Source organism: Lentzea sp. NPDC036955 (genome assembly GCF_055608005.1).
In genome coordinates this window covers 653931-678471 of sequence record NZ_JBVJRC010000006.1, presented here as the reverse complement: position 1 = coordinate 678471, position 24541 = coordinate 653931, and the positions used below count along the sequence as shown (strand labels likewise).

The 24541-nt window shown below is 71.3% G+C and carries 21 protein-coding genes and 1 pseudogene; 14 read left to right on the top strand and 8 right to left on the bottom strand.

Going from position 1 to position 24541, the window contains the following annotated elements:
* Positions 1-15: 15 nt before the first annotated feature.
* The 10 genes and pseudogenes from ACZ7CF_RS23655 to rph all read left to right on the top strand — a co-directional run.
* Positions 16-108: pseudogene (locus tag ACZ7CF_RS23655) on the top strand (adenylyl-sulfate kinase); the annotation flags it as partial.
* Between the two features lie 122 nt (positions 109-230).
* The gene (locus ACZ7CF_RS23650; RefSeq protein WP_470370603.1) at positions 231-422 is read left to right on the top strand and encodes an adenylyl-sulfate kinase; all 192 of its coding nucleotides are present in this window, start codon (positions 231-233) and stop codon (positions 420-422) included.
* 56 nt (positions 423-478) lie between these two features.
* Positions 479-1537, top strand: a complete 1059-nt coding sequence (locus tag ACZ7CF_RS23645) for a DUF1214 domain-containing protein (protein WP_360388653.1) — start codon at positions 479-481, stop codon at positions 1535-1537.
* Positions 1534-2682: a sulfotransferase family protein gene (locus tag ACZ7CF_RS23640; protein WP_470370602.1), complete on the top strand. Its 1149-nt coding sequence runs from the start codon at positions 1534-1536 to the stop codon at positions 2680-2682. Before ACZ7CF_RS23645 ends, ACZ7CF_RS23640 begins: the two co-directional genes overlap by 4 nt.
* Positions 2682-3461: an SDR family oxidoreductase gene (locus tag ACZ7CF_RS23635; protein ID WP_360389849.1), complete on the top strand. Its 780-nt coding sequence runs from the start codon at positions 2682-2684 to the stop codon at positions 3459-3461. Before ACZ7CF_RS23640 ends, ACZ7CF_RS23635 begins: the two co-directional genes overlap by 1 nt.
* A complete protein-coding gene (locus ACZ7CF_RS23630) occupies positions 3458-3910 on the top strand; it encodes an SRPBCC domain-containing protein (protein WP_360388657.1) in 453 nt (150 codons plus the stop codon). Before ACZ7CF_RS23635 ends, ACZ7CF_RS23630 begins: the two co-directional genes overlap by 4 nt.
* Positions 3911-4131: 221 nt before the next feature.
* A complete protein-coding gene (locus ACZ7CF_RS23625; protein WP_470370601.1) occupies positions 4132-5409 on the top strand; it encodes an aminotransferase-like domain-containing protein in 1278 nt (425 codons plus the stop codon).
* 14 nt (positions 5410-5423) lie between these two features.
* Positions 5424-6005 (top strand): hypothetical protein, encoded by a 582-nt coding sequence (locus ACZ7CF_RS23620; protein ID WP_360388663.1) that lies wholly within the window; start codon positions 5424-5426, stop codon positions 6003-6005.
* 74 nt (positions 6006-6079) lie between these two features.
* Positions 6080-7705 (top strand): purine-cytosine permease family protein, encoded by a 1626-nt coding sequence (locus tag ACZ7CF_RS23615; protein WP_470370600.1) that lies wholly within the window; start codon positions 6080-6082, stop codon positions 7703-7705.
* Between the two features lie 125 nt (positions 7706-7830).
* Positions 7831-10413 (top strand): rifamycin-inactivating phosphotransferase, encoded by a 2583-nt coding sequence (rph, locus tag ACZ7CF_RS23610; protein ID WP_470370599.1) that lies wholly within the window; start codon positions 7831-7833, stop codon positions 10411-10413.
* A 190-nt stretch (positions 10414-10603) separates the two neighbouring features.
* Here rph and paaK read toward each other — a convergent pair whose 3' ends face one another.
* Positions 10604-11902: a phenylacetate--CoA ligase PaaK gene (gene paaK, locus ACZ7CF_RS23605; protein ID WP_470370598.1), complete on the bottom strand. Its 1299-nt coding sequence runs from the start codon at positions 11900-11902 to the stop codon at positions 10604-10606.
* A 138-nt stretch (positions 11903-12040) separates the two neighbouring features.
* On the opposite strand from paaK, the gene ACZ7CF_RS23600 reads away from it, so the two are divergent.
* The gene (locus tag ACZ7CF_RS23600) at positions 12041-13699 is read left to right on the top strand and encodes a glycoside hydrolase family 99 protein (protein WP_470370597.1); all 1659 of its coding nucleotides are present in this window, start codon (positions 12041-12043) and stop codon (positions 13697-13699) included.
* Here the strand turns inward: ACZ7CF_RS23600 and ACZ7CF_RS23595 are convergent.
* Positions 13690-14541 (bottom strand): LysR family transcriptional regulator, encoded by an 852-nt coding sequence (locus ACZ7CF_RS23595; protein WP_458432014.1) that lies wholly within the window; start codon positions 14539-14541, stop codon positions 13690-13692. The genes ACZ7CF_RS23600 and ACZ7CF_RS23595 overlap by 10 nt on opposite strands.
* A 69-nt stretch (positions 14542-14610) precedes the next feature.
* On the opposite strand from ACZ7CF_RS23595, the gene ACZ7CF_RS23590 reads away from it, so the two are divergent.
* Positions 14611-15207 (top strand): short chain dehydrogenase, encoded by a 597-nt coding sequence (locus tag ACZ7CF_RS23590; RefSeq protein ID WP_360388679.1) that lies wholly within the window; start codon positions 14611-14613, stop codon positions 15205-15207.
* On the opposite strand, the gene ACZ7CF_RS23585 is transcribed toward ACZ7CF_RS23590, so the two are convergent.
* Genes ACZ7CF_RS23585 through ACZ7CF_RS23575 form a run of 3 tightly spaced genes read right to left on the bottom strand, consistent with a single transcriptional unit; the run spans position 15195 to position 18434 of the window.
* Positions 15195-15794, bottom strand: coding sequence for a helix-turn-helix domain-containing protein (locus ACZ7CF_RS23585; RefSeq protein ID WP_470370596.1), 600 nt, complete (start codon positions 15792-15794; stop codon positions 15195-15197). The genes ACZ7CF_RS23590 and ACZ7CF_RS23585 overlap by 13 nt on opposite strands.
* Positions 15795-15832: 38 nt before the next feature.
* The gene (locus tag ACZ7CF_RS23580; RefSeq protein ID WP_470370595.1) at positions 15833-16981 is read right to left on the bottom strand and encodes a GDSL-type esterase/lipase family protein; all 1149 of its coding nucleotides are present in this window, start codon (positions 16979-16981) and stop codon (positions 15833-15835) included.
* The gene (locus ACZ7CF_RS23575) at positions 16965-18434 is read right to left on the bottom strand and encodes an amidase (RefSeq protein ID WP_470370594.1); all 1470 of its coding nucleotides are present in this window, start codon (positions 18432-18434) and stop codon (positions 16965-16967) included. Before ACZ7CF_RS23575 ends, ACZ7CF_RS23580 begins: the two co-directional genes overlap by 17 nt.
* A gap of 238 nt (positions 18435-18672) precedes the next feature.
* On the opposite strand from ACZ7CF_RS23575, the gene ACZ7CF_RS23570 reads away from it, so the two are divergent.
* Entirely contained in the window at positions 18673-20286 is a 1614-nt protein-coding gene (locus tag ACZ7CF_RS23570) for an ABC-F family ATP-binding cassette domain-containing protein (RefSeq protein WP_470370593.1), read from the top strand.
* On the top strand, positions 20279-21889 hold the full coding sequence (locus ACZ7CF_RS23565) for an ABC-F family ATP-binding cassette domain-containing protein (RefSeq protein ID WP_470370592.1): 1611 nt from the start codon (positions 20279-20281) through the stop codon (positions 21887-21889). Before ACZ7CF_RS23570 ends, ACZ7CF_RS23565 begins: the two co-directional genes overlap by 8 nt.
* Before the next feature lie 7 nt (positions 21890-21896).
* Here the strand turns inward: ACZ7CF_RS23565 and ACZ7CF_RS23560 are convergent, their stop codons facing one another.
* From ACZ7CF_RS23560 to ACZ7CF_RS23550, 3 genes are all read right to left on the bottom strand, one after another.
* On the bottom strand, positions 21897-22721 hold the full coding sequence (locus ACZ7CF_RS23560) for an aminoglycoside phosphotransferase family protein (protein WP_458432008.1): 825 nt from the start codon (positions 22719-22721) through the stop codon (positions 21897-21899).
* Positions 22722-22737: 16 nt separating this feature from the next.
* Positions 22738-22938, bottom strand: coding sequence for a hypothetical protein (locus tag ACZ7CF_RS23555; RefSeq protein WP_360388700.1), 201 nt, complete (start codon positions 22936-22938; stop codon positions 22738-22740).
* Between the two features lie 166 nt (positions 22939-23104).
* Positions 23105-24268 (bottom strand): LLM class flavin-dependent oxidoreductase, encoded by a 1164-nt coding sequence (locus ACZ7CF_RS23550; RefSeq protein WP_470370591.1) that lies wholly within the window; start codon positions 24266-24268, stop codon positions 23105-23107.
* Positions 24269-24541: the final 273 nt, after the last annotated feature.

Genomic DNA, 24541 nt, shown 5'->3' with positions numbered 1-24541 from the left:
CTCACCGGCGACAACGTGCGGCACGGGCTCAGCTCCGCCCTCGGGTTCAGCGCCGCCGACCGGGCGGAGAACGTCCGGCGGATCGCCGAGGTCGCCGCGCTGATGGTCGACGCGGGCCTGATCGTGCCGGTCTGGTTCATCTCGCCGTTCCGCACCGAACGCGCGCGCTGGCACGGGACCTCATCGTCGAGAACGAGTTCTACGAGGTCTCCGTCGACACCCCGCCGGCGGTGGCGGAGCAGCGCGACCCGAAGGGCCTGTACCGCAAGGCCCGACGCGGTGAGCTGCCGAACTTCACCGGCATCGACTCCCCTTACGAGGACCCGGAACGACCGGAGGTCCGGATCGACACCGCGGTGCTGACGCCGGAGCCCGCCACGGCAGAGGCGCTGGCGGGACTGCGTGCGCTCGGCGCCTGTTGAACGTTGTCCAGAATCGGGTATCTTTGACTAGAACACGTTCTAATCGGGAGGTCGGTGTGCCGGATCAGGCGTGGTCGCGGTTCTGCCGGGCGCTGGAGGAGGCAGGCCGGGTGGTGCTGTCGGAGCACGCGCCGGACACCCAGCTCGACCGCGCGGAGGGCTACCGCTACCTCGCCCGGCTGACCCGCGAGATGCTGTACTCCTGCCTGGACAACGCCGACCCCGACTTCCCGCGGTTCCACGAGCTCGACCTGGTGAAGATCGGCGCCGACAACCCGGACAACGTTTACCTGTCCGCGAACATCCGGGGCGACCGCACCTACCGCATCACCGGGACGCGCGGCAGCATCGCCTACTTCAGCATCGGCTCGAAGGCCAACCGCTACGCCAAGGACGGCACGATGGCCTCCACCGGTGAGCTGTCCGGTGCCGACCTCGTGACCGCGCCGGACGGCACCGTCGAGATCATCGCGAGCGCGCAGGAGCAGGGGCCGAACTGGCTGCCGCTGGCCCCCGACTCGACCGGTCTCGTGGTCCGGCAGACCTACCTCGACCGCACGACCGAGGTACCCGGCCGGTGGCACGTCGAACAGGTCGGCGGGCCTGCCGAGCCGGCCCCGCTGACGCCCGAGTTCCTCGCCAAGGCCCTGCACCGGGCGGCCCTGTCGGTGCACGGCACCGCGGCCACGTTCGCACACTGGACCCGGACGTTCATGGCCCGCCCCAACGAGTTGCCCGACTTCGGCCAGGAGGTGTTCCAGCGCGCGGGTGGCGACCCGGAGATCTTCTACCTGCACGGCTACTGGACGCTGCGGCCCGGCGAGGCCTGGGTGGTCGAGACCGACGTGCCCGACTGCCCGTACTGGAACTTCCAGCTGGGCAACTGGTGGATGGAGTCGCTCGACCACCGCCGCAAGATCACCGTCAACAAGCACACGGCCGTGCTCGACCGCACCGGCCGCCTCACGATCGTGGTGGCCGAGCGCGATCCCGGCGTGGGCAACTGGATCGACACCTGCGGTCACACCTCCGGCACCGCGCTGCTGCGCTGGCTCGGCGCCACCGAACACCCGATCCCGAAGTGCCGTGTCGTCGCCCTGGAGGAGCTCCGATGACGGTCACCACCGCGCTCGACGTCGACGAGCTGCTGACCGGGGCCGCTGCCAAGACCGGCCTGGACGACTTCGGCGACGACTGGTTCCGCGAACCGCTCGGCGTGCTCGTCGCGAGCCTCAACGCGGAGGCCTCCCTGTCACCGCCGGGGGTGCGGCTCACCCGGCACCGGCTCACCGCGCTGCTGGCCGACCGGTTGCGGCTGCGCGCCCTGCAGCGCGAGCACCCCGAGGTCCTCGACGTCGAGGTGCGGGTCGCCGCGGAGATCTGCGGCCTGCCGCGCACCGGTTCCACGCTGCTGCACCGGCTGCTGGCCGCGTCGCCGCAGCTCACCTCGACGCTGTCGTGGGAGGTCGCCTACCCGGTGCCGTTCCCCGGGGAGGGGCCCGATGCCGCCGAGCGCAAACGCCGTGCCCAGGAACGCATGCGGGCCTTCGCGCAGCTCTCCCCCGACTTCGGCGACCTGCACACGGTCGTGTGGGACGGGCCGGAGGAGGACGTGCTGCTGCTGGACCGGACGTTCGTGTCCATGAGCTTCGACTCGTTCTACCGGGTGCCGTCCTACGGCGACTGGCTGCGCGCCGCCGACCAGACGCCGGCCTACCGCGAGCTGCGCGAGTGGCTGCAGGTGTTGCAGTGGCAGCAGGAGGGGCGCACCCGGCCGTGGGTGCTCAAGTCGCCGCACCACCTCACCGCGGTCGACACCGTGCTGGACACCTTCCCCGGCTGCAAGGTCGTGATGACCCACCGCTCACCCGCGCGAGCCGTGCCGTCGTACGCCTCGATGGTGCGCATGATGTCGTCGCAGTACAGCGAGAACGTGGACCCGCTGTGGATCGGCCCGTACTGGTCCGGCCGGTTCGCGCAGACGCTGCGGGGTTTCGCCGCGGCCCGGCAGGCCCGCCCCGAGCGGTTCGTGGACGTCCGGTTCGCCGACACCGTGGCCAAACCGCTCGTCGTCGCCCACGACGTGCTCGGCGAGCTCGGCCTGCCCGCGGGCCCGGCCGACGACCAGGCGTTCGCCGCCTACCTGCGGCAGAACCGCGCCGAACGGCACGGCGCGCACTCCTACGCCCCGGAGGACTTCGGCCTGACCGAGGACCGCCTCGAACGGGACTTCGCCTTCTACACGGAGGTCTACCCGTGATGCTCCAGGACGAGGTGGTCGTGATCACCGGCGTCGGGCCGGGCCTCGGCTCGAAGCTCGCACTCCGCGCCGCCGCCGAGGGCGCCAAGGTCGTGATGGCCGCTCGCTCCACCGGCGTGATGGACCGGGTGGCCGAGGACGTGGCGGCTGCCGGCGGCGAGGCCGTCGGGGTGTCCTGCGACGTCCGCAGACCCGACCAGGTGGCGCGGCTGGTCGAGACCGCCGTCGACCGGTTCGGCACGATCACCGGCCTGGTCAACTCGGCGTTCGGCCACCCCGGTTTCGCCGACCTGCTGGACACGCCGGAGAAGGCGGTCCGGCGGTCGATGGACATCATCCTGCACGGCGCGCTGAACGTGACCCGCGAGGTCGTGCCGCACATGAAGGCCGCAGGACGCGGCTCGATCGTGAACATCGGTACGATGACCACCCGCAAGCCGATGCGCGGCGAAGGCGGCTACGCGGTCGCGAAGGCCGCGATGGCCACCGCGACCCAGTTCCTGGCGCTGGAGCTCGGCGAGCACGGCATCCGCGCCAACCAGGCCGTCATGGGCTGGCTGGACGGCCCCGGCGTGCGGTTCTACCTGAAGTTCACCGCCGACGCGCGCGGCGTGAGCGAGCAGGACGTCTACGACGAGATCGCCGCCCGCAACCCGCTGGGCCGCATCCCCACCGACGAGGCGTGCGCGGGTGCGGTGCTGTTCCTGTTGTCCCGCTTGGCCTCCGAGGTCACCGGTGCGACGCTCGACGTCAACGGCGGGGAGTACATGCCGGCATGACCCACCTGATCGAGTCCGTCGTCGTGGAGATCGGCGCACCCGCCGAGTTCGTCTGGCAGGTGCTGGTCGACTACGCCGGCTACCCGCAGTGGAACCCGTACACGCTGAGCGTGGCCACGACGCTGGAGGTGGACTCGCCGATCGACCTCACCCTGCCGCGGCCGGACGGCTCGCCGGGCACGTTCGTGAGCCGGGAGTTCGTGCGTTCCGTCGTCCCACCGAGGTTGTTGCGCTACGACACCGGGGACACGTTCCCGGGGCTGCTCGGGGTGCGGGACCAGTGGATCACGCCGCTGGGCCCTGCCCGGTGCAGCTACCACACCTGTGAGACGTTCAACGGCAAGTACGCCGACGCCGTGGTGGCCGCTCAGGGTGCCTACGTGAAGCAGGGTTTCGACGCCGTGGCGCACGCGTTGCGCGACCGGGTGGCCGCACTGGTCACGGGCTGACCCGGTCCACCGGCCCTGCGGGCAAGAAGACGTCCCAACGCTCGGAACCGCATGTTCGAAAGGGTCGAGGCGGCGCCCAGGCGGTCATTGTCGGACGGCGTCTCATTGCTTGCCAATGGACATCCGCCATACCCTCCGCATGCTCATTTGCCAGTTGATTCGGGGCGATGCGGGTGGGACCCTTCACGGTCGCTTTGAGTGACCTCCATGAAACGCAGAGCATGCCATTCGTCGACGCGACCGCTCTTCGCCGGGTCACGTCGGGAAAATCGGGTGATGTCATCTCGCTCGCTTCCGGCACACCGGACGAGAGCGACTTCGACCTGAACACCGTGCGAAGTCATCTGGAACTCTTCCACCGACACCTCGCGGACAGCTACGGCGGGGACGAGCGCGACGCGACCAGGACGATTCTTCAATACGGCCGCGTCAAAGGTGTGATCAACGACCTCGTGGCCCGGCACCTCGAGGTCGACGAACAGATCACCGCGGACGCGGATTCCATTGTTGTGACGGTGGGCGGCCAAGAGGCGCTGTTCTTGGTGATGCGGGCAGTGCGCCGCACCGACAGGGACGCGGTTCTCGCGGTCCACCCCACCTATTTCGGCTTCACCGGCGCGGCAGAGCTCGCCGATCTGAAGGTGCTGCCGGTGAAGGACAGCGCGGACGGGATCGACCTGGACGACCTGGCGGACGTGGCCGCCGAGGCGGTCGCGGCCGGTCTCCGGCCCCGTGCCGTCTACGTCGTGCCGGACTTCGCGAACCCCACCGGTACGACCATGCCCGTGCACACCAGGCAGCGACTGCTCGAGCTCGCAGGCCGGCTCGGGTTGCTGGTGGTGGAGGACAACGCGTACGGGCTGCTGTCCACCGATCGCGCGCACCCGCGCACGATCAAGTCGATGGACCGGGACAAGCAGGTCGTCTACTGCGGTTCGTTCGCCAAGACCGGTGTTCCCGGCGCCAGGGTGGGGTACGTGGTGGCCGACCAGCCGGTCACCGGCGGCGCCCCCGGCGAGACGTTGTCGGACGAGCTCGCCCGGATCAAGAACATGGTCACGCTGAACACCTCGCCGATCGCACAAGCGGTCATCGGAGGAAAGCTCCTCCACCACGATTTCAGCCTGCGCGAAGCCAATCTCGCCGTGGCCCGGCACTACCACCGCAATCTCACCGTCGCACTGGACACCCTGGCCGAACTGTTCCCGGAGGGCTCCGAACCGGAGGTCACCTGGTCCGCGCCGCGCGGTGGGTTCTTCATCGTGGTGAACGTCCCGTTCGAAACCACGGACGAGCTCTCGGGAAAGTGCGCTGCGGAGCACGGAGTTCTGTGGGTTCCGATCCACCGGTTCTACGGCGACGGAAGACCGCGTCGCCAGCTGCGCATCTCGATCAGCTCGGTCACGCCTGAGGCGTTGCGCACCGGACTAGTCAGATTGGCCGGCTTCATCTCGCAGCACGTCGAGAACTGTTCGCCCAGCGTTTTCCCCACCTCCTGACCGGGAGCTCCACAATGACTCAGTTGAACGAGGTCCGGCCGTCGTCGACCACCCGGTCGGCCACTGCCACCTGGCAGATCAGCCTGGCGGGAAACCAGCGGGGTGCGGTGGTCGAGGGCCCGCAGAAGCAGTTCTTCCGCGCCGTCGCGACCGACGGGTTGTGCGGGGCTTCCGACCTCTCCGCCTACAGCGTGGCCCTGACGCCCGATCGGCAGGTGATCCCCCACTACCACGAGGACGACCGCATCGTCGTCATGCGCTCCGGAACGGCCGTGACCCTGCTCGCCGCACCGGACGAGAGCACGTGGGAGGTGGCACTGGTGTCGGGACCAGGGGACATGATCTTCATTCCCGCGTTCTGGCGGCACCAAGCGGTCTGCCTGCACGACGTCGACGCCTTGGAGATCTCCGGAGACGCCCGGTTCAACCACTCCGTGGTGCTCGCTCCCGAGTTCGAACGCCCGGACGTCGAACAGGAGCTGCGCGAGCAGTACTCGGCAGGACGCCTGGCCCGCGGAGCCCACCTGCTGACCGGGCTCGCACAGCCGCGCGAGCCCCTGGGTGCGGGTGACGTCGGACATGTCCTCCCGTCGTAGTCGGCCAAGCGGGTAACACGGCGGTCACAAAGCTCTCCCCTGGGCGAAACGCGGGCTTCCTAGCGTTGCCGGTCGTGACAGCTGACGTGGTGGAGCGCAGCCAGACTTCCGGTACCTCGGGGGAAACCCTGGAGGACTACACCCTGCGGTTCGCGCCGCGCACCTACCGCCGCTGGACGCCAGGGGTGGTGGGTGCGTCGGCGCTGGGTGGCATCGCCTACATGGCGGACTTCTCGATCGGCGCGGGCATCGGGCTGACCCACGGCACCGGCAACGCGTTGCTGGCCATCGGGTTCGCCGCACTCGTGATCTTCGTGACCGGCTTCCCGCTGGCGTACTACGCCGCGCGGTACAACATCGACCTCGACCTGATCACGCGCGGGTCCGGGTTCGGCTACTACGGGTCCGTGCTCACGAGCGTGATCTTCGCGAGCTTCACGTTCATCTTCTTCGCGCTCGAAGGCTCGATCATGGCGCAGGGCCTGCGGTACGCGCTCGGGCTGCCGCTGTGGCTGGGCTACCTGCTGTCGACGCTGGTGATCATCCCGTTGGTGGTCTACGGGATGAAGGTGCTGGCGAAGCTGCAGAGCTGGACGAACCCGCTGTGGCTGCTGCTGATGGTGGCGCCGCTGCTGTTCCTGGTCGTCACCGAGCCGGAGTCGGTGCGGCGGTTCCTCTCCTACGACGGCGGCGGCAACGGGGTCGGCACCGCCGCGGTGGTGCTGGGGGCCGGTGTCTGCCTGTCGTTGATGGGCCAGATCGGTGAGCAGATCGACTACCTGCGGTTCATGCCGCCGCGCACCGCGGCGAACAAGCGGGTGTGGTGGACGTCGGTGGTGCTCGCCGGACCGGGCTGGGTGGTCTTCGGCGCGCTCAAGCAGGCCATCGGCGTGTTCATGGCGGTCTACGTGCTGGACGCGGTCGGCGCGGTGGCGGCCGTCGAGCCGATCGAGCAGTTCACCGGCGTGTTCAAGCAGTTCATGCCGGCGTGGCTGGTGGTGCCGCTGGCGCTGGTGCTCGTGGTGCTCAGCCAGGTGAAGATCAACGTCACGAACGCCTACTCGGGGTCGCTGGCGTGGACGAACTCGTTCACGCGCGTCACCAAGCGGTATCCGGGGCGGCTGGTGTTCGTGTGCGTGAACCTGGCGATCGCGCTGGTGCTGATGGAAGCGGACATGTTCAGCTTCCTCAACAAGATCCTGAGCTTCTACTCCAACTGCGCCATGGCGTGGGTCGTCACCGTCGCCACCGACATCGCGGTCAACAAGTACCTGCTGAAGCTGTCGCCGAAGCAGCCGGAGTTCCGGCGCGGCATGCTCCACGCGGTCAACCCGGTGGGCGTGGTGTCGTTCCTGGCGTCCTCGGGACTGTCGATCGGCGTCTACTTCGGACTGTTCGGGCCGGTGGTCCAGCCGTACTCGCCGGTCGTGGCCGTGGTGGTCCCGGTCGTGGTGACGCCGCTGATGGCGGTGCTCACGCGGGGCCGGTTCTACCTGCGCCGCACCGACGACGGGATCGCGGAGCCGCTGCTGGACGCGGACGGCAACCCGAGCGGCAGCAGGTACGACTGCGTGGTCTGCGGTGAGTCCTACGAACGGCCGGACATGACCGCGAGTGCGCAGGGCGGTGAGGTCTGCTCGCTGTGCCTGAGCACGGACCGCACGGGCGCACACGTACTGCCCGCCACTACCAACGTATAGCGCACGGGGGGTCTTGCCGCAAGACCCCCGGTGTGCAGCACACTCTCCCGTCGAAGGTCACGACCTGCGGAAATCCGGCGTCGGCAGGATGCTGGAGCCCCGCAGGCGAAACGGGGGAACCGAAGTTGACGTACAGCAGTTTCGTGCTCGGGCTCGACGAGGTCGACCAGGCACAGGTCGCGGTCGTCGGCGGCAAGGGCGCGCACCTCGGCGCCCTCACGCGCATCGACGGGGTGCGCGTGCCGGCCGGCTTCTGCGTGACGACGGAGGCGTTCGAACGCGTCGTGCGGGACGCGGCGGTCGGTGACCTGCTGGACCGGCTGGCCCGCCTCTCGCCGGACGACCGGGAGGAGATCCGCCGGGGCAGCGCCGAGGTGCGACGGGTGCTGGAGGGCGTCGCCGTCCCGGACGAGGTGACCGCGGCGATCACCGGCGCGGTCACCGGGCTCGGCGCCGAGCACGCCTACGCCGTGCGGTCGAGCGCCACGGCCGAGGACCTGCCGACGGCGTCGTTCGCGGGCCAGCAGGACACCTACCTGAACGTGGTGGGTGCGGAGGAGGTGGTCCGGCACGTCAGCCGGTGCTGGGCGTCGTTGTTCACCGAGCGGGCCGTGACGTACCGGCTGCGCGGCGGTTTCGACCACCACCGGGTGCGCATGGCCGTGGTGGTGCAGCGGATGGTGTTCCCGCGGGCGGCGGGCGTGCTGTTCACCGCCGACCCCACGACCTCGAACCGCAAGGTCGCGTGCGTGGAGGCCACCTTCGGCCTCGGTGAGGCGCTGGTCTCCGGCCTGGTCAACACCGACGTGTACCGGGTCCGCGACGGCGAGGTGCTCAGCCGGTCGATCGCCGCCAAGGACGTGGCCGTCGAGGCCCTGCCGTCCGGCGGCACCCGCGAGCAGCCGGTGGACCCGGCGCGGCGCGAGCTGCCGGCGCTGACCGACGCGCAGGTCGTGGAGCTCGTGCGGCTCGGCCGGCGGATCGAGGCGCACTTCGGCCGCCCGCAGGACGTCGAGTGGTGCCTGGCCGACGACGGGTTCCAGGTGGTGCAGAGCCGCCCGATCACCACGCTGTTCCCGGTGCCCGGCGGCGACGGCGACGGCAACCGCGTCTTCGTGTCCGTCGGCCACCAGCAGATGATGACCGACGCCATGAAGCCGCTGGGCCTGTCGGTGTGGCAGCTGACGACACCACGCCCGATGGTCGTCGCGGGCGGCCGGTTGTTCGTCGACGTCACGCCGATCGTCACCGCACCGGCGAGCCGTGCCGCGTTCCTGGGCGTGGCGGGCAAGTCCGACCCGCTGATGGGTGACGCGCTGCAGACCGTCGTCGACCGCGAGGGCTTCCTGCCCGCACCGGACGACACGCCGGTGCCACCGATCCCCGGCGCGACCCCGGCCACGATCGAGACGGACCCGGCGGTCGTCACCGAGCTGATCGCCGCCGCCGAGGCCTCTGTCGCCGCACTGGAACGCGACATCGCGCCACTGTCCGGGGTGGACCTGGTCGACTTCGTCCTCGCGGACTTCCAGGAGCTGCGCCGAGTCCTGTTCGACGCGCGCAGCACCCAGGTGATCATGGCCGGCATGCAGGCGAGCTGGTGGCTCAACGACCACCTGCGCGAGTGGCTGGGCGAGACGAACGCCGCTGACACCCTGAGCCTGTCCGCGCCGCACAACGTGACCTCGGAGATGGGCCTGGCCCTGCTCGACGTGGCCGACGCGATCCGCCCGCACCCCGAGGTCGTGGCGTTCCTGGAGAAGAGCCCCGACTCGCTCGACGGCCTGGCCGAGGTGCCCGGTGGTGCCGAGGCCCTCGCCGCGTTGAACGGGTACCTGGACCGGTACGGCATGCGCTGCGTCGCCGAGATCGACATCACCCGGCCGCGGTGGAGCGAGCGTCCGTCCACCCTGGTGCCGATCATCCTGACCAACGTCCGCAACTTCGCGCCCGGTGCCGGTGAGCAGCGCTTCGAGCAGGGCCGCCAGGAGGCGTGGGCGAAGGAGCAGGAGCTGCTGGAGCGGTTGCGCGCGCTGCCGGACGGCGAGGCCAAGGCCGCGGAGACCAAGCGGATGATCGACCGCGTGCGGACGTTCATCGGCTACCGGGAGTACCCGAAGTACTTCATGGTGAGCCGGTACTTCGTGTACAAGAAGGCGTTGCTGGCGGAGGCCCGCCGCCTCACCGGCGTGCTGGAGTCCGAAGAGGACATCTTCTTCCTGACGCTGCCGGAGTTCCGCGACGTCGTGCTGACCGGCCAGGCCGACCTCGCGCTGATCCGCAGGCGCCGCGAGGAGTTCCGCTCGTTCGAGGCGCTGACGCCACCGCGGGTGCTGACGTCGGACGGCGAGGCCGTCACCGGCACCTACCGGCGGTCGGACCTGCCCGCGGGCGCGCTGGTCGGCCTGGCGGTGTCCGGCGGCACGGTCGAGGGGCGGGCGCGCGTCCTGCTGGACCTCGCGGAGGCCGACCTCGAACCGGGCGACGTCCTGGTCACCGCCCACACCGATCCCAGCTGGTCACCGCTGTTCGTGGCCATCGCCGGGCTGGTGACGGAGGTCGGCGGGCTGATGACGCACGGCGCGGTGGTGGCACGGGAGTACGGGCTGCCGGCCGTGGTGGGGCTGGAGAACGCCACCCGGCTGATCCGGGACGGCCAGCGGATCCGGGTGAACGGGACCGACGGGTACGTCGAGCTGCTCGACTGACCCCGGTCCCGCGCGCCGGGTCAGGAGTGGTGGTGCCGCGCCGGCCTGTTCTCCCCCGCCCACCGGTAGCCCCGCATTGCGGCGGTTGGGGTACGCGCCGCGTGGTGTGCTGCGGTGGAGCTCCAGAGGCGGTGCCGGGGGTGGGCCGAAGCGCTGGCCGTGCACGGCTTCGCCGAGGCCGCTGGACAGGTCAGCGCTTCGGGCGGCGGTCCACGATGCGCTTCATCTTCCCCACCGACCGCTCGATCCCGCCCGGCGCCACGACCTCGACGGCCACCGTCACGCCGATCGAGCTCTTCACCAGCTGCCGCAACGTCTCGCCCGCCGCACCGGGGCCGGTGTCCTCGCGGTGCTCGACCACCACGGTCAGGTCGTCGAGGTTGCCGGTGCGGTTCAGCACGCACTGGAAGTGCGGTGACAGCGCGGGGACGCGCAGGATGAGCTCCTCGATCTGGGTCGGGAACAGGTTCACGCCGCGCAGGATGATCATGTCGTCGGTGCGGCCGGTGATCTTCTCGATGCGGCGCATCGTGCGGGCCGTGCCTGGCAGCAGGCGGGTCAGGTCGCGGGTGCGGTAGCGCAGGACCGGCATGGCCTGCTTGGTCAGGGAGGTGAACACCAGCTCGCCCTCCTCGCCGTCGGGCAGCACCTCGCCGGTGACCGGGTCGATGACCTCCGGGTAGAAGTGGTCCTCCCACACGTGCAGGCCGTCCTTGGTCTCCACGCACTCGCTGGCGACGCCGGGGCCGATGACCTCGGAGAGGCCGTAGATGTCGACGGCGTGCATGTCGAGGCGGCGTTCCATCTCGGCGCGCATGTCGTTCGTCCACGGCTCGGCGCCGAAGATGCCGACCTTCAGCGAGGTGCCGCGCGGGTCGATGCCCTGGCGCTCCATCTCGTCGATGATCGAGAGCATGTACGACGGGGTGACCATGATGACGTCCGGCTCGAAGTCGCGGATGAGCTGCACCTGGCGTTCGGTCATGCCGCCGGAGACCGGGACGACGGTGCAGCCCAGCAGCTCGGCGCCGGCGTGGGCGCCGAGGCCGCCGGTGAACAGGCCGTAGCCGTAGGCGTTGTGCAGCACGTGACCGGCGCGGCCGCCGGCGGCGCGGATGCTGCGGGCCACGACCGAGGCCCAGGTGTCGAGGTCGGCCCTGGTGTAGCCGACGACGGTGGGACGGCCGGTGGTGCCGGAGGAGGCGTGGACGCGCAGGACGTCGGTGCGCGGGACGGCGAACATGCCGAACGGGTAGTTGTCGCGCAGGTCGGCCTTGGTCGTGAACGGCAGGCGGGCCAGGTCCTCCAGCGACTTCACGTCGTCGGGGTGCACGCCGACCGCGTCGAGGGAGGCGCGGTAGTGCGGCACGTTGTCGTAGGCGTGCCGGACCGACCACCGCAGCCGTTCGAGCTGCACCGCGCGCAGCTCGTCGACCGAGGCGGTCTCGATCGGCTCCAGGTCACCGGGCCGCGGGCTCAGGTCCAGCATCAGGTCCTCCTCCAACCGTTGCCCGCACGGTAGTTGATCGCCGGAAGTACCGGTCTTTTGCGCATTTCAGTCAACATCTTGCGGACTTCTGATTCAGAGTTGCACCCTGATGTCGGATCGCCGACAAAGGAGTTCGCGATGTCCCTGTCTCGTCGCACCCTGCTCAGCTCCGCCCTCGCCGTGCCCGCGCTCGGCCTCCTGCCCACTGCGGCGCGTGCCGCCAGCCCGCCGGGCGACGTGGTCGGCAAGATCACCGTCGGCTACCAGGGCTGGTTCGCCTGCCGCGGTGACGGTTCGCCGATCGACGGCTGGTGGCACTGGAACGACGACTGGAGCCGGCCGCCCGCCCCGGCGACCAGCTCGGTCAAGGTGTGGCCGGACGTGCGCGACTACGCCCGCACCTACCCGACGGCGTTCGCGAACCTCGGTGACGGCCGGCCCGCCGCTGTGTTCTCCAACCACGACCGGCAGACCGTGGACGTGCACTTCGCCTGGATGCGCGACAACGGCTGCGACACCACCGCCCTGCAACGGTTCAACCCCACCGGCGGTGAGGGTCCGGTCCGCGACGCCGTCACGGCGCACGTGCGGGCCGCCGCCGAAGCCACCGGCCGCAAGTTCTACATCATGTACGACGTCACGAACTGGCAGAACATGCAGTCGGAGATCAAGACCGACTGGCAGGCCAAGATGGCGGCGCACACCTCGTCGCCGGCCTACGCGCGGCAGAACGGCAAGCCCGTCGTCGGCATCTGGGGCTTCGGCTTCAACGACCCCGGCCGCCCGTGGGGACCCGAGCCCTGCCAGGACGTGGTGAACTGGTTCAAGGCGCGCGGCTGCTACGTCATGGGCGGCGTCCCTACGCACTGGCGCACCGAGGTCGAGGACTCCCGGCAGGGGTTCGGGAACGTCTACCGCTCGTTCGACATGATCTCGCCGTGGATGGTCGGCCGGATCGGCACCGCCGCGGACTCGGACCGCTTCCACACCAACGTGAACCTGCCCGACCAGGCCGAGTGCAACGCGCGGGGCATCGACTACCAGCCGTGCGTGCTGCCCGGTGACCTCAACGCGCGGCAACGGGTCCACGGCGATTTCATGTGGCGGCAGTTCTACAACATGGTCCGCCTTGGCGCACAGGGCATCTACATCTCGATGTTCGACGAGTACAACGAGGGCAACCAGATCGCGAAGACCGCCGAGTCGCAGGCCGACGTGCCGGTGGGGTCGGGTTTCCTGGCACTGGACGAGGACGGGACCCGCTGCTCGGCCGACTACTACCTGCGGCTCACCGGTGACGGCGGCCGGATGCTCAAGGGGCAGCTCCCGTTGACCGCGACCCGCCCGACTGTGCCGTGGGTCGGCGGACCGCCGGCGCCGGACGTGGACCTGGCGGCGGGCCGGCCGACCGCGCAAAGTTCGCAGAACCAGCACTACGGCAGCGGCAACGTGGTCGACGGCGACCCGAGGTCCTACTGGGAGAGTGCGAACCACGCGTTCCCGCAGTGGGTGCAGGTCGACCTCGGGTCCGCGGTGGCGGTGCGGCGGGCGGTGCTGACGTTGCCGCCCGACCCGGCCTGGGGACGGCGCACGCAGGTGGTCGCGGTCGAGGGCAGCGTGAACGGGCAGGCGTTCGGTCCGCTGGCCGGGGCGAGCGGGCGCGTGTTCGACCCGGCGAGCGGCAACAGCGCCACGATCACGTTGCCCGGCAGCCAGGTCCGGTACGTGCGGCTGGTGTTCAGCGGCAACACCGGCTGGCCCGCGGGACAGCTGTCGGGGTTGCGCCTCTACGCGTGACGCAGGTGGCGTTGCGCCAGCTCGACGAACGCCGCGGTGGACGGGTGCGCGGGCAGTGCGGGCCAGGCGAGGTGGACGGTGACCGGGTCGGCGTCGGTCAGCGGCAGGTACGTGACGCCTGCGTGCGGGTGGTGGTGGATCGTGCCCGCGGCCGTGACGCCGACCGTCGCCCCGGTCGCGATCGAGGTCAGCCACTCCTCCACGCCCGGCACGTCCACCGTGCGCGGGCGGGCACCGGACGGCCACAGGTCGGCGGTGGTCGTCGCCGCGGTCTCGCACACGGCCACCGCCTCCCCCACCAGGTCGTCGAGGGTGAGGGCGGTTCGGGCGGCGAGCGGGTGGTCGTCCGCCACGGCGGCCACGCGCGGTTCCTCGATCAACGCCGCGTGCTCCACGTCGGGTGACACCGGGTGGGTGCGCAGCACGGCGATGTCCGCCTCACCGCGCCGCAGCGCCGCCTCGGGGTCGTCGGCGCGGCGGATGCGCACCAGCACGTCCGGGTGCCGGGCCCGCCACTCGCGCAGGAACGGGATCGTGAACCGGCCGAGCGCCGCCCACGCGAACGTCAGCCGCAACGGCTGCGGCCGGACGGCCTCGGCGAGCGCGCTGTCGAGCTGGGTGAGGATGCGGTGGCTGTGCTCCCACAGCCGCTGCCCGCTGCCGGTGAGCGCCACGTGGCGGGTGGTGCGGTCGACGAGGCGCACCCCCAGCCGCCGTTCGAGCTGGTCGAGCGTGCGGGACAGCGCGGGCTGGGTGACGTGCAGCGACCGGGCCGCGGCGGTGATCGACCGGTGGTCGCCGATGGCGGCGAGTGCCCGCAGGTGGCGCAGCTCGACATTCATGACTGCCGATCATAAGTGCTGCACGATCGGCATTTCACCGGCGCGCGGAACGGGCCTAGCGTCGTCGGCATGAGGATTTTGCTCGTGGGAGCCACCGGACTGCTGGGCACCGCCGTGCACGAGGAGCTCGTCGCACGCAAGCACGACGTCGTCACCGTGTCCCGCACCGGCGGTGACCTGCGGTACGACGTGACCGACCCGGACCGTGTGGCCGACCTGTACGCGGCCGTCGGGCCGGTCGACGCCGTCGCGTCGGCGGCGGGCTCGGTGCCGTTCAAGCCGCTGACCGACCTGACCACCGCCGACTACCAGGCCGGGATCACCGGCAAGGTGCTGTCGCAGGTGTCGCTCGTGCGGGAGGGCCTCTCGCACGTCACCGCCAACGGCTCGTTCACGCTGATCACCGGCGTGCTCGCGCGCGAGCCGATCGTGACCGGGGCGGCGGCGTCACTGGTCAACGGCGCGGTGGAGGCGTTCGTGCGGGCCGCCGCCATCGAGATCGCACCGCGGCGGATCAACGCGGTGAGCCCCACCGTGTTCACCGAGGCGCTCGACACCTACGGCGACTTCTTCCCCGGCATGAGGCCGGTACCGCTGGCCGAGGTGGTGCGGGCGTACGTGCGGTCGATCGAGGGGCGGCAGACCGGCCAGGTCTACGTCCCCTGACCGGACCGGCCGGAGTGGCCGGGCCCGTGGACGTGGGTGCGCAGTCCCTGCGGGTCGAACAGGATCAGCAGCTCGACCGCGTTCCCGTCCGCGCTGCCCAGCCAGTGCGGCTGAGAGGTGTCGAACTCGGCGGCCTCACCGGGCGGCAACGTCAGGTCGAGGTCGCCGAGGAGCAGCCGCAACCGCCCGTTGAGGACGTAGAGCCACTCGAACCCGTCGTGCGTCTGCGGGGTCGGCTCGGCGAGCCCGCTCGGGATGAGCATCTTGAACGACTGCACGCCACCGGGGCGCCGGGACAGCGGGATGAACGTCATCCCGAACCGGTGGATCGGGGTCAGGTGGATGCGCGGGTCACCGGTGCGCGGGGCGCCGACGAGGTCGTCCAGCGGCACGTTGTACGTGCTCGCCAACGGCAGCAGCAGCTCCAGCGTGGCCTTGCGCTGCCCGCTCTCCAGCCGTGACAGGGTGCTCTCCGAGACGCCGGTGGTCGTGGAGAGCTCGGCGAGGGTGATGCCGCGGTGCCGGCGCAGGGCACGCAGCCGCGGCCCCACGCCGGTGAGCACGTCGTCGGTGTCCACGACCGGCATCTTGCCAGGGCAGGCCGCGGTGGCTGCCGCGCCGGGCGCTAGGCCGGGTCCTCGCTGAACGGACCACCCGGCGCGAAGGCGTGCTCCGCGAACCGCTCCCCGATCCGCCGGTGTGCCGCGGTGTCCGGGTGCAGCGCGTCCGGCAACGGCAGCTCGGCCGCGTCCTGCTCGCCGTACAGCCGCAGACCGTCCAGGTAGGACAGGTTCGGGTCGTCGTCCCTGCGCTCCACGACGGACTCCAGCGCCTCCCTGACCACCCGCAGCGTCAACCGGCCCGGCTCCGGCACCCCGGTCGCGGTGAACAGCCGCCACCCGGACGCCAGCGCGTCGAGGTCGATCGCACCCGGACCCGGCGTGTCCTCGTGGATGCCGCAGAAGATCGGCGAGATCAGCACCAGCGGCGTGTCCGGGTGGCCGTCGCGGATCGTGTCGAGGAACCCGTGCACCGCGGGCACGAACGCGCGCAGCCGCATGGCGTCGAAGTTCACGACGTTGATGCCGAGCTTGACGCTGATCAGGTCGGCCGGTCGGTCGCGCAGGACCCGCGCGGTGAACGGGTCGACCAGCGCGCTGCCGCCCAGGCCCAGGTTGTGCAGCTCGACACCGCCGTGGCGGGCGGCGACGGCGGGCCAGATCGCGGTCGGCGTGGCGGCGTTCGAGCCGTGGCTGATGGAGCTGCCGTGGTGCAGCCAGATCCGCCGGCCCGGGTCGTGCGGGCGCAGCGGGGCGTCGGCGCGCACCGCGACCAGGTCGACGACCTCGTTGTGCGGCAACCAGAACTCGATGACCTTGGTGCCCTCGGGGAGCTCGTGGCGCTCGGTGTGCGGCCGGCCGGGGACCAACCGGGCCTCACCGGTGCGCAGGTCGACCTCCTTGACGTCGCCGGCGGCGAGCACGGTGCTCGCCGCCGGCACCCCGTCCACCACGAGGTCGACGCTGCCGCGCGGCCGGTCGAGTCCGGCGTAGGCGGTGCAGGTCGGGTGCAGGACCAGCTCGACGGTGCGCGCCTCGGTCTCCGCGACCAGGCGCACACCGGACGGGTGGCTCTCCACCGACAGCAGCTGCGGGTCCGGGTACCGCTCGCGCACCCACGCGGGCAGGCGGTGCGGGCGCAGGCCGCGGTCGGTCTGCTCCAGTTCGGCGGCACCGCGCACGAGCGGCGCGACGGGTTCAGATCGGAGCGACACGGTCACCCCACGGCAGCGCCTGTTCGAGCTGGGCGGCGAGCCTGATCAGCAGCGACTCGCCGGCCAGCGGTGCGACGAACTGGACGCCCAGCGGCAGGCCGTCGGCGGTCCAGTGCAGCGGCAGCGAGATGGCGGGCCTGCCGGTGAGGTTCGCGAGCTGGGTGTAGGGCACCCAGCCGAGGTTGTCGCGGATCATGTTCTCCACGATGCCGGTGTTGCGCAGGAACCGCGCGGTGCCGGTCTTGAGCAGCACGTCGGTGACGCGCTGCAGGTTCACCGGCAGGTCGAACGCACCGATCTTGGGCGGCGGGGTGGCCAGCGACGGCGTGAGCAGCAGGTCGTAGGTGTCGAAGAACGTGCTGAGGCGGCGGGTGTGCTCGTGCCGGCGCTGCACCGCGTCCACGTAGTCGACGCTGCTGGTCGCCCGGCCCAGTGCGGCCATCAGCAGCGTGTCGCGTTCGAACGCGATGTCCGGCGCACCGGTCTGCCGCTTCGCGTCGCCGACCTTCCAGGCCAGGTTCACGAACCAGGTCAGCAGGAAGTCGCGGGCCAGCGCGGCGTCGTCGAACGGCGCCTCCGGCAGCTCCTCGACCTCATGACCCAGCGACGTCAGCACCTCGATCGCGCCGTCGACCGCGGCGCGTGCCTCGGGGTGCGGGTTCGGGTTGATCGCCGACGGCACGCGCACGCCGATGCGCAGCTTGCCGGGTTCCTCGGTGACGCACGACGCGTAGGACGCCTCGGGCATGCCGGGGGTGAACGGCCCGTACGGCTCACCGCCGCAGATCACGTCGAGCATCGCCGCCGTGTCGCGGACCGTGCGCGAGACGACGCCCTGCACCGCCGCGCCGTGCATCATCTCGGCGGTGCCCGGTCCGAACGGCGTGAGCCCGCGCCCCGGCTTCAGCCCGACCAGGCCGCAGCACGCCGCGGGGATGCGGGTGGAGCCGCCGCCGTCGTTCGCACCGGCGCACGGCACGATGCCCGCCGCCACCGCGGCCGCCGAACCGCCGGAGGAGCCGCCGGGCGTGTGGTCGAGGTTCCACGGGTTGCGCGCGGGACCCCACACGGCCGACTCGCTGATGGCCTTGGCGCCGAACTCGGGCAGGTTCGTCTTGCCGAAGATCACCAGGCCGGCGTCGAGCCAGCGCTGCACGACCGTGGAGTGCTCGGTGACCGGGAACGACCGCAGCGACCGCGACCCGTTCGAGGTCGGCAGGCCCGCGTAGTCCTGGCCGAGGTCCTTGATCAGGAACGGCACGCCGGCGAACGGACCGGTGAGGTCGTCGGAGGGTGTCGCGGGGACGTCCCTGACGATCGCGTTGAGCCGCGGGTTCACCGCGGCGGCGCGTTCCCGCGCCACGGTCAGCAGCTCGGCCGCCGACACCTGCCTGGAAGCGACCAACTGCGCCAGCCCGGTGGCGTCGTGTTCGCGGTACTCGTCGAAGTCCACGCGATCAAGGTAACCGCTCGTCGCGCCGCTTTCTGCCGAGCGGAGCAACGCCGGGAGCTGCTACCGTTGACCGGGTAGAGATCAACCTCCTCGAAGGAGCTCGACGTGCTGGTGGGTGAAGACGACATCTCCGGGTGAGCCCGGGGTGTGACAGGCCATCGCCTCCGATGGCCGTTTCGTCGTCCCCTCTTCCACCCGCGCGGGTGGCCCGCGCGTTCGCACCTCCCGAGGTCTCACCATGTCTTCCGACGCCTACGTCGTCGTGTCCGGCCTGTCCTTCTCGTGGCCGGACGACACCGTCGTCTTCGACGACCTGTCCGTCTCCTTCCCCGGCGGCCGCACCGGTCTGGTCGCCCCGAACGGTGCCGGCAAGTCGACGCTGCTCAAGCTCATCGCGGGTGCGTTGCCCCCGGCCGGCGGCAGCGTGACCGTCGACGGCGTGCTCGGCTACCTGCCGCAGGACCTGCCGCTCACCGCGGACGTGACCGTGGCCGAGGTGCTCGGCGTCGCGGCGGTGCTGCGCGCCATCAGTGCCGTCGAGTCCGGTGACGTCGACGAGGAGCACTTCACCGTCATCGGCAACGACTGGGACCTGGAGGAACGCACCCGCGCCCAGCTCGACCGGCTGGGTCTGGGCGACCTGGCGCTGGACCGGAAGCTGGGCACGCTGAGCGGCGGCCAGGTCGTGTCGCTGGGGCTGGCGGCCCAGCTGCTGAAGCAGCCGGACGTGCTGCTGCTCGACGAACCGACCAACAACCTCGACCTGGACGCCCGGCACCGGCTCTACTCGGTGCTCGACGACTGGCGCGGCTGCCTGCTCGTGGTGAGCCACGACCGGGCGTTGCTCGACCGGGTGGACCGCGTCGCCGAGCTCGACGCCGGCGAGATCCGGTTCCACGGCGGGAACTTCAGCGCCTACGAGGAGGCCGTCGCCGCCGAGCGCGAGGTCGCGGAGAAGAACATCCGCAGCGCCGAGCAGGAGGTCAAACGCGAGAAGCGGGAGATGCAGCAGGCCCGCGAACGCGCGGCCCGGCGTGCCTCGAACGCCCAGCGCACCCTCTCCAGCGCCGGACTGCCGAAGATCTTCGCGGGCACCATGAAGCGCAACGCCGAGGTGTCCGCCGCCAAAGCCGACGGCATGCACGCCGCCCGGCTCAGCGCCGCGAAGACCCGCCTCGACCAGGCGGAGCGGTCGCTCAAGGACGAGCAGCGGATCAGCCTGGAGCTGCCGCAGACCGCCGTGCCCGCCGGGCGCACGTTGTTCCTGGGCACCGGCATCCGGGTGCGGGACCTGTTCGACGACGCCGACCTCGCGATCCGCGGCCCTGAGCGGATCGCCCTGTCCGCACCGAACGGCGCGGGCAAGTCGACGCTGCTGCGGGTGGTCGAGGGCTCGCTCACGCCCGAGGCCGGTGAGGTGAAGCGCGCGGACGGCCGGATCGCGTACCTGTCGCAGCGGCTGGACCTGCTCGACGACAGCCGCACGGTGGCGGAGAACCTGGCCGCGGCCGCACCGGCGATGCCGCAGGCCGACCGGATGAACCTGTTGGCGCGCTTCCTGTTCCGCGGCGCGCGGGCCCACCTGCCGGTCGGGGTGCTGTCCGGTGGCGAACGGCTGCGCGCCACGCTGGCGTGCGTCCTGTTCGCCGAGCCGGCACCGCAGTTGCTGCTGCTCGACGAACCGACGAACAACCTCGACCTGGTCAGCGCCGCGCAGCTGGAGAGCGCGTTGAACGCCTACCAGGGCGCGTTCGTCGTCGTGAGCCACGACGAGCGGTTCCTGGGCGAGGTGCGGATCGACCGCTGGTTGCGCCTGGAGGGCGGCAAGCTGCTGGAGGCCGCTCGTGGCTGAGGCGGTGCCGGCGCAGGCGTTGGTGGCGCACGAGCTGGTGCGCGGGTTCGGTGGGCGCCGGGTCCTCGACGGGGTGTCGCTCACCGCGGCACCCGGCCGGCGGATCGGCCTGATCGGGGAGAACGGTGCGGGCAAGTCGACGTTGCTGCGGCTGCTCGCCGGGGTCGACGAGCCCGACGGCGGCCGGGTGGACCGGCCGCGGGACCTGGGTTTCCTGCACCAGGAGATGCCGTTCCCGGCATCGGCGACGGTGGCCGAGGTGGTCGGCGACGCGCTGGCCGACGCACGCGAGGACCTCGCTTCGCTGGACCGGCTCGGTGCGCTGCTGACCGCCGCGCCCGACGACGTGGAGCTGCTCGCGGCGTACGCCGACCACCTGGAGGTGGCGCAGCGGCACGAGGCGTGGGACGCGGACCGCAGGGCCGAGATCGTCCTGAGTGGACTCGGGCTGGGCGGTGTGCCGTGGGAGCGCACGCTGGGTTCGCTGTCGGGCGGGCAGCGCCGGCGGCTCGCGCTGGCGGCGCTGGTGGTGCGGCGGCCGGCGGCGTTGCTGCTGGACGAGCCGACGAACCACCTCGACGACGCGGCGGCGGCGTTCCTGGAGGAGCAGCTGCGCGCGTTGCCCGGCGCAGTGGTGCTCGCAAGCCACGACCGGGCGTTCCTCGACGCGGTGTGCACGGACCTGGTCGACCTCGACCCGGCCGTGGAGGGCGCGGTCCGGTTCGGCGGCACGTACAGCGAGTACGTCGGGCAGAAGCGGGCCGACCGCGAGCGCTGGGAACGGCGGTACGCCGAGGAGCAGGAGGAGCTGACCGGGCTGCGCACCGACCTGGAGCTGACCGCGCACCGGGTCGCGCCGAACCGGGCGATGCGCGACAGCGACAAGATGGGCTACGGCGTGCGCGCGAACCGCGTGCAGAGCCAGATCTCCCGCCGCGTCCGCACCACCGCGCGGCGGCTGGAGGAGCTGGAACGCCGGGCCGTGCCCGCTCCCCCGCCCCCGCTGCGGTTCCACGCCGAGCCGACGTCGGCGGCCGACGAGGTCCTCGTGTCGTTGCGGGAGGTCCACGTGCCCGGCCGGCTCGACCTCGACCGGCTCGACGTGCGCGAGGGCGACCGGGTGCTCGTGAGCGGTCCCAACGGTTCCGGCAAGTCCACGCTGCTGCTCGCCCTGGCCGGCCGCCTGGCGGTCACGGGGGTGCGGCGACGTCCCGATCTGCGGGTCGGACTGCTCGACCAGGACACGGTGTTCGAGCACCCGCGGCGCACCGCCCGTGCCACCTACGGGCGGGCGCTCGGGGCGGAGCGGGCGGCGCGGGTCCCGCTGGAGTCGCTGGGGTTGCTGCACCGGCGGGACCTGGGCAAGGCGGTCGGCACGTTGTCGGTCGGTCAGCGCCGCCGGCTCGCCCTGGCGTTGCTGGTGGCCGACCCGCCGCAGCTGTTGCTGCTCGACGAGCCGACCAACCACCTGTCGCCGACGCTGTGCGACGAGCTGGAGGACGCGCTGGGGCCGGGTCCGGGGGCGGTCGTGGTCGCGAGCCACGACCGGTGGCTGCGCAGGCGGTGGGAGGGCGAGGAGCTGGTCGTGGCCGCCCGGGGCTGACGCGGCCCTAGTGCAGCAGCTGCACGAGCTCGTCGACGACCGGTTCGGGACCGCCGTTCGCGACGTGGGCGACGACGGAGAACGGGGCGAACGTGCGCGCCCAGGCGAACAGCCGGTCGCCGTCGAGCCCGCAGGCACCCGCGACCGCCGCGCACCTGGCCGTGACGCCCTCCCGGCCAGCGCCGGTGAGCACGAGGTCGACGGCGTCGAAGCAGGGATCTCCCAGGCACGCCTTGGGATCGACCGCCACGAGGCCGCGTGCGGGACCGCCGTCGAGGGCGTTGCCGGGGTGCAGGTCGCCGTGCAGCACCACGGTCGTGCCGGTCGTGTCGAGCAGGCGCGCGCACTGCTGCATCGCCCGCGCCCACTCCATCGGCCCGATGCGCGCGGCCACGACGGGGTCGTGCAGCCGGCGCCCGATGCGGGCGAAGGCCTCCTCGCACCGCGCCCGCAGCGTGCCGAGCGGGTGTGCGGGCGGGTCGGTGGCGTGCAGCCCCGCCAGCAGGTCCGCCCACAGCGCGGGCAGCGCGTAGGCGGGCAGGTCCTCCGCGAGCGTGCCGGGGAGCACCTCCTCCAGCACGAGGGCGCCGGCCTCCTCGTCGGCCGCCAGCACGGCGGGCACCTTGCCCGACGGGGCGAACAGGGCGAGGGCGGCGGCCTGGGCGGCGATCAGCGAGCGGTCCTCGCTGACCTTGAGCACGGCGGGTGTGCCGTCGGACCAGCGGCAGCGCACGACGGTGGCCGACGAGCCGCCGTCGAACGGGGGGCCGAGGGTGAGGTTCCAGCGGGTGGCGAGGTGGGCGGTCGTGCGGTCCAGGTCCACCTTGATCACCTTGCCGCCTTCCCGGTCAGGGCCGGGTGAAGGCGCGCAGGAAGGTGTCCAGCAGCTCCTCGCGGCCCTCGACCGCCACCTGCCCGGACCGCGCGGCGCGGACGACGGCGCGGTAGGAGGGCAGCTCGTCCTCGGCGATCAGGGCGGTGGGCCTGCTCCAAGGCCCATGACGGCCTGAGCCGTCTCCCCTGCCTCTGATGGCATCTGCAAGTACCACCAACTCAACATCAACGGGCACTTTTCTACTACCAACAGCGCCTCCACCCGCCCGAAGGACTCAGGACTGGTTCGGCGAGTGGCGAACAGGTTGGTGGTAGTCAGCGGCGATTTGATCATGTGTTGGTGGTGCTTGCAGATGCCATGGGCGACAGCAGGGTCGGCGGTCAGGCCTGGTCGAACTCCGGGATCAGCTCCCCCACCAACCGGATGCTGGTCATCACCTCGTCCGCACCGATCGGCCCGATCTGCTGCAGGCACATCAACCGGTCGATCCCGAGGTCGGCGTACGCGCGCAGCTTCTTGCGGCACGTGTCCGGGCTGCCCACGATGAGCGACTGCTGTGCGGAGAGCACCTCGAACAGCTCGTCGTCGGGCACGTCCTCGCCCTGGAGGATCCGGCCGATCACGAGCTGCGCGTCGGTGGGAGCGGCGTCGGCCTCGGCGCGCAGGAACTCGCCGGTGAGGCCGGTGCCGCCGGTGGCGAGGATGTCCTGGTGGCGTTGCATGGTGGCGGCGAACTCGGCGGCGGCGTTGAAGAAGCGCAGCGCGGTGACGGTGTACCAGGCGGCGGCCGCGGCGGCGCCGTTGCGCATGGCCTGCTCGTCGGTTTCGGCGCAGTGCACGAAGGTGAAGTAGGCGACCTGGTTGTTGACGAACTCGCCGACGGGTGCGGTGCACTGCGCGGCGGCGGCGCGGTAGAGGTCGATCATGCGGGCCACCCGGTCGAGTGACTCCCAGATGGTGGTGCCGAGCACGCCCACACCGCGGCGACCGGCCTCCTCGAACGACGTCGGGGACGCGGCGGCCTGCCACAGCGGCGGGTGCGGGCGCTGCAGGGGCTTGGGGACGATCGAGACGTCGGAGATGTCGTAGTGCTCACCGGTGTGCGAGAAGCGGTCGGTGGTCCACATCTTCGGGATCATCTCGAACGCCTCCGCGGTCTGCGCGCGGGCGTCGGCGGGCTCGATGCCGAACAGGTTCCACTCGGGGATCGTCGACCGGGTCAGGCCGAGCTCGACACGGCCACCGCTGAGGTGGTCGAGGGTGGCGGCGCGTTCGGCGACGCGGATCGGGTGGTTGAACCGGCCCGGCGCGAGGACGGCGGCGTGGCCGAGGCGCATGCGGGAGGTCTGCTGGGACAGCGCGGCGAGCATCAGCTCGGGAGCCGAGGAGAGGCTGAACTCGCCGGCGCCGTGGTGCTCCACCTGCCACCAGCAGCCGTAGCCGAGCTCGTCGGCGAGACGGGCCTGGTCGAGGGCCTGGCGGAAGCGGAACTGCTCGGGAGCGGCACCGGGGTTCTGGATCTCGTTGAACAGGTCGATCTTCATCGGCACACCTCACGTCGCGCGGACACCACGGCTGATGTCTCCCCCGGCGGCCAGGTCGTTACCGTCCCGATGCACATTCGCGCGAACGGACGGGTGCCGGTCAGCCCACCGGTGGGTTCACGTTCTGGTTCGCGTTTTCGAAAACCATTGGACGTCAACACGAATCGAGACGAAAGGACCAGGAAAACCGGCATCACCGTTGACCGTCCACCCACGAGCGCAGGTCACGCCGCTGCCGCCGTTCACCGTGAATATGCCGGTGAACACAGTTCG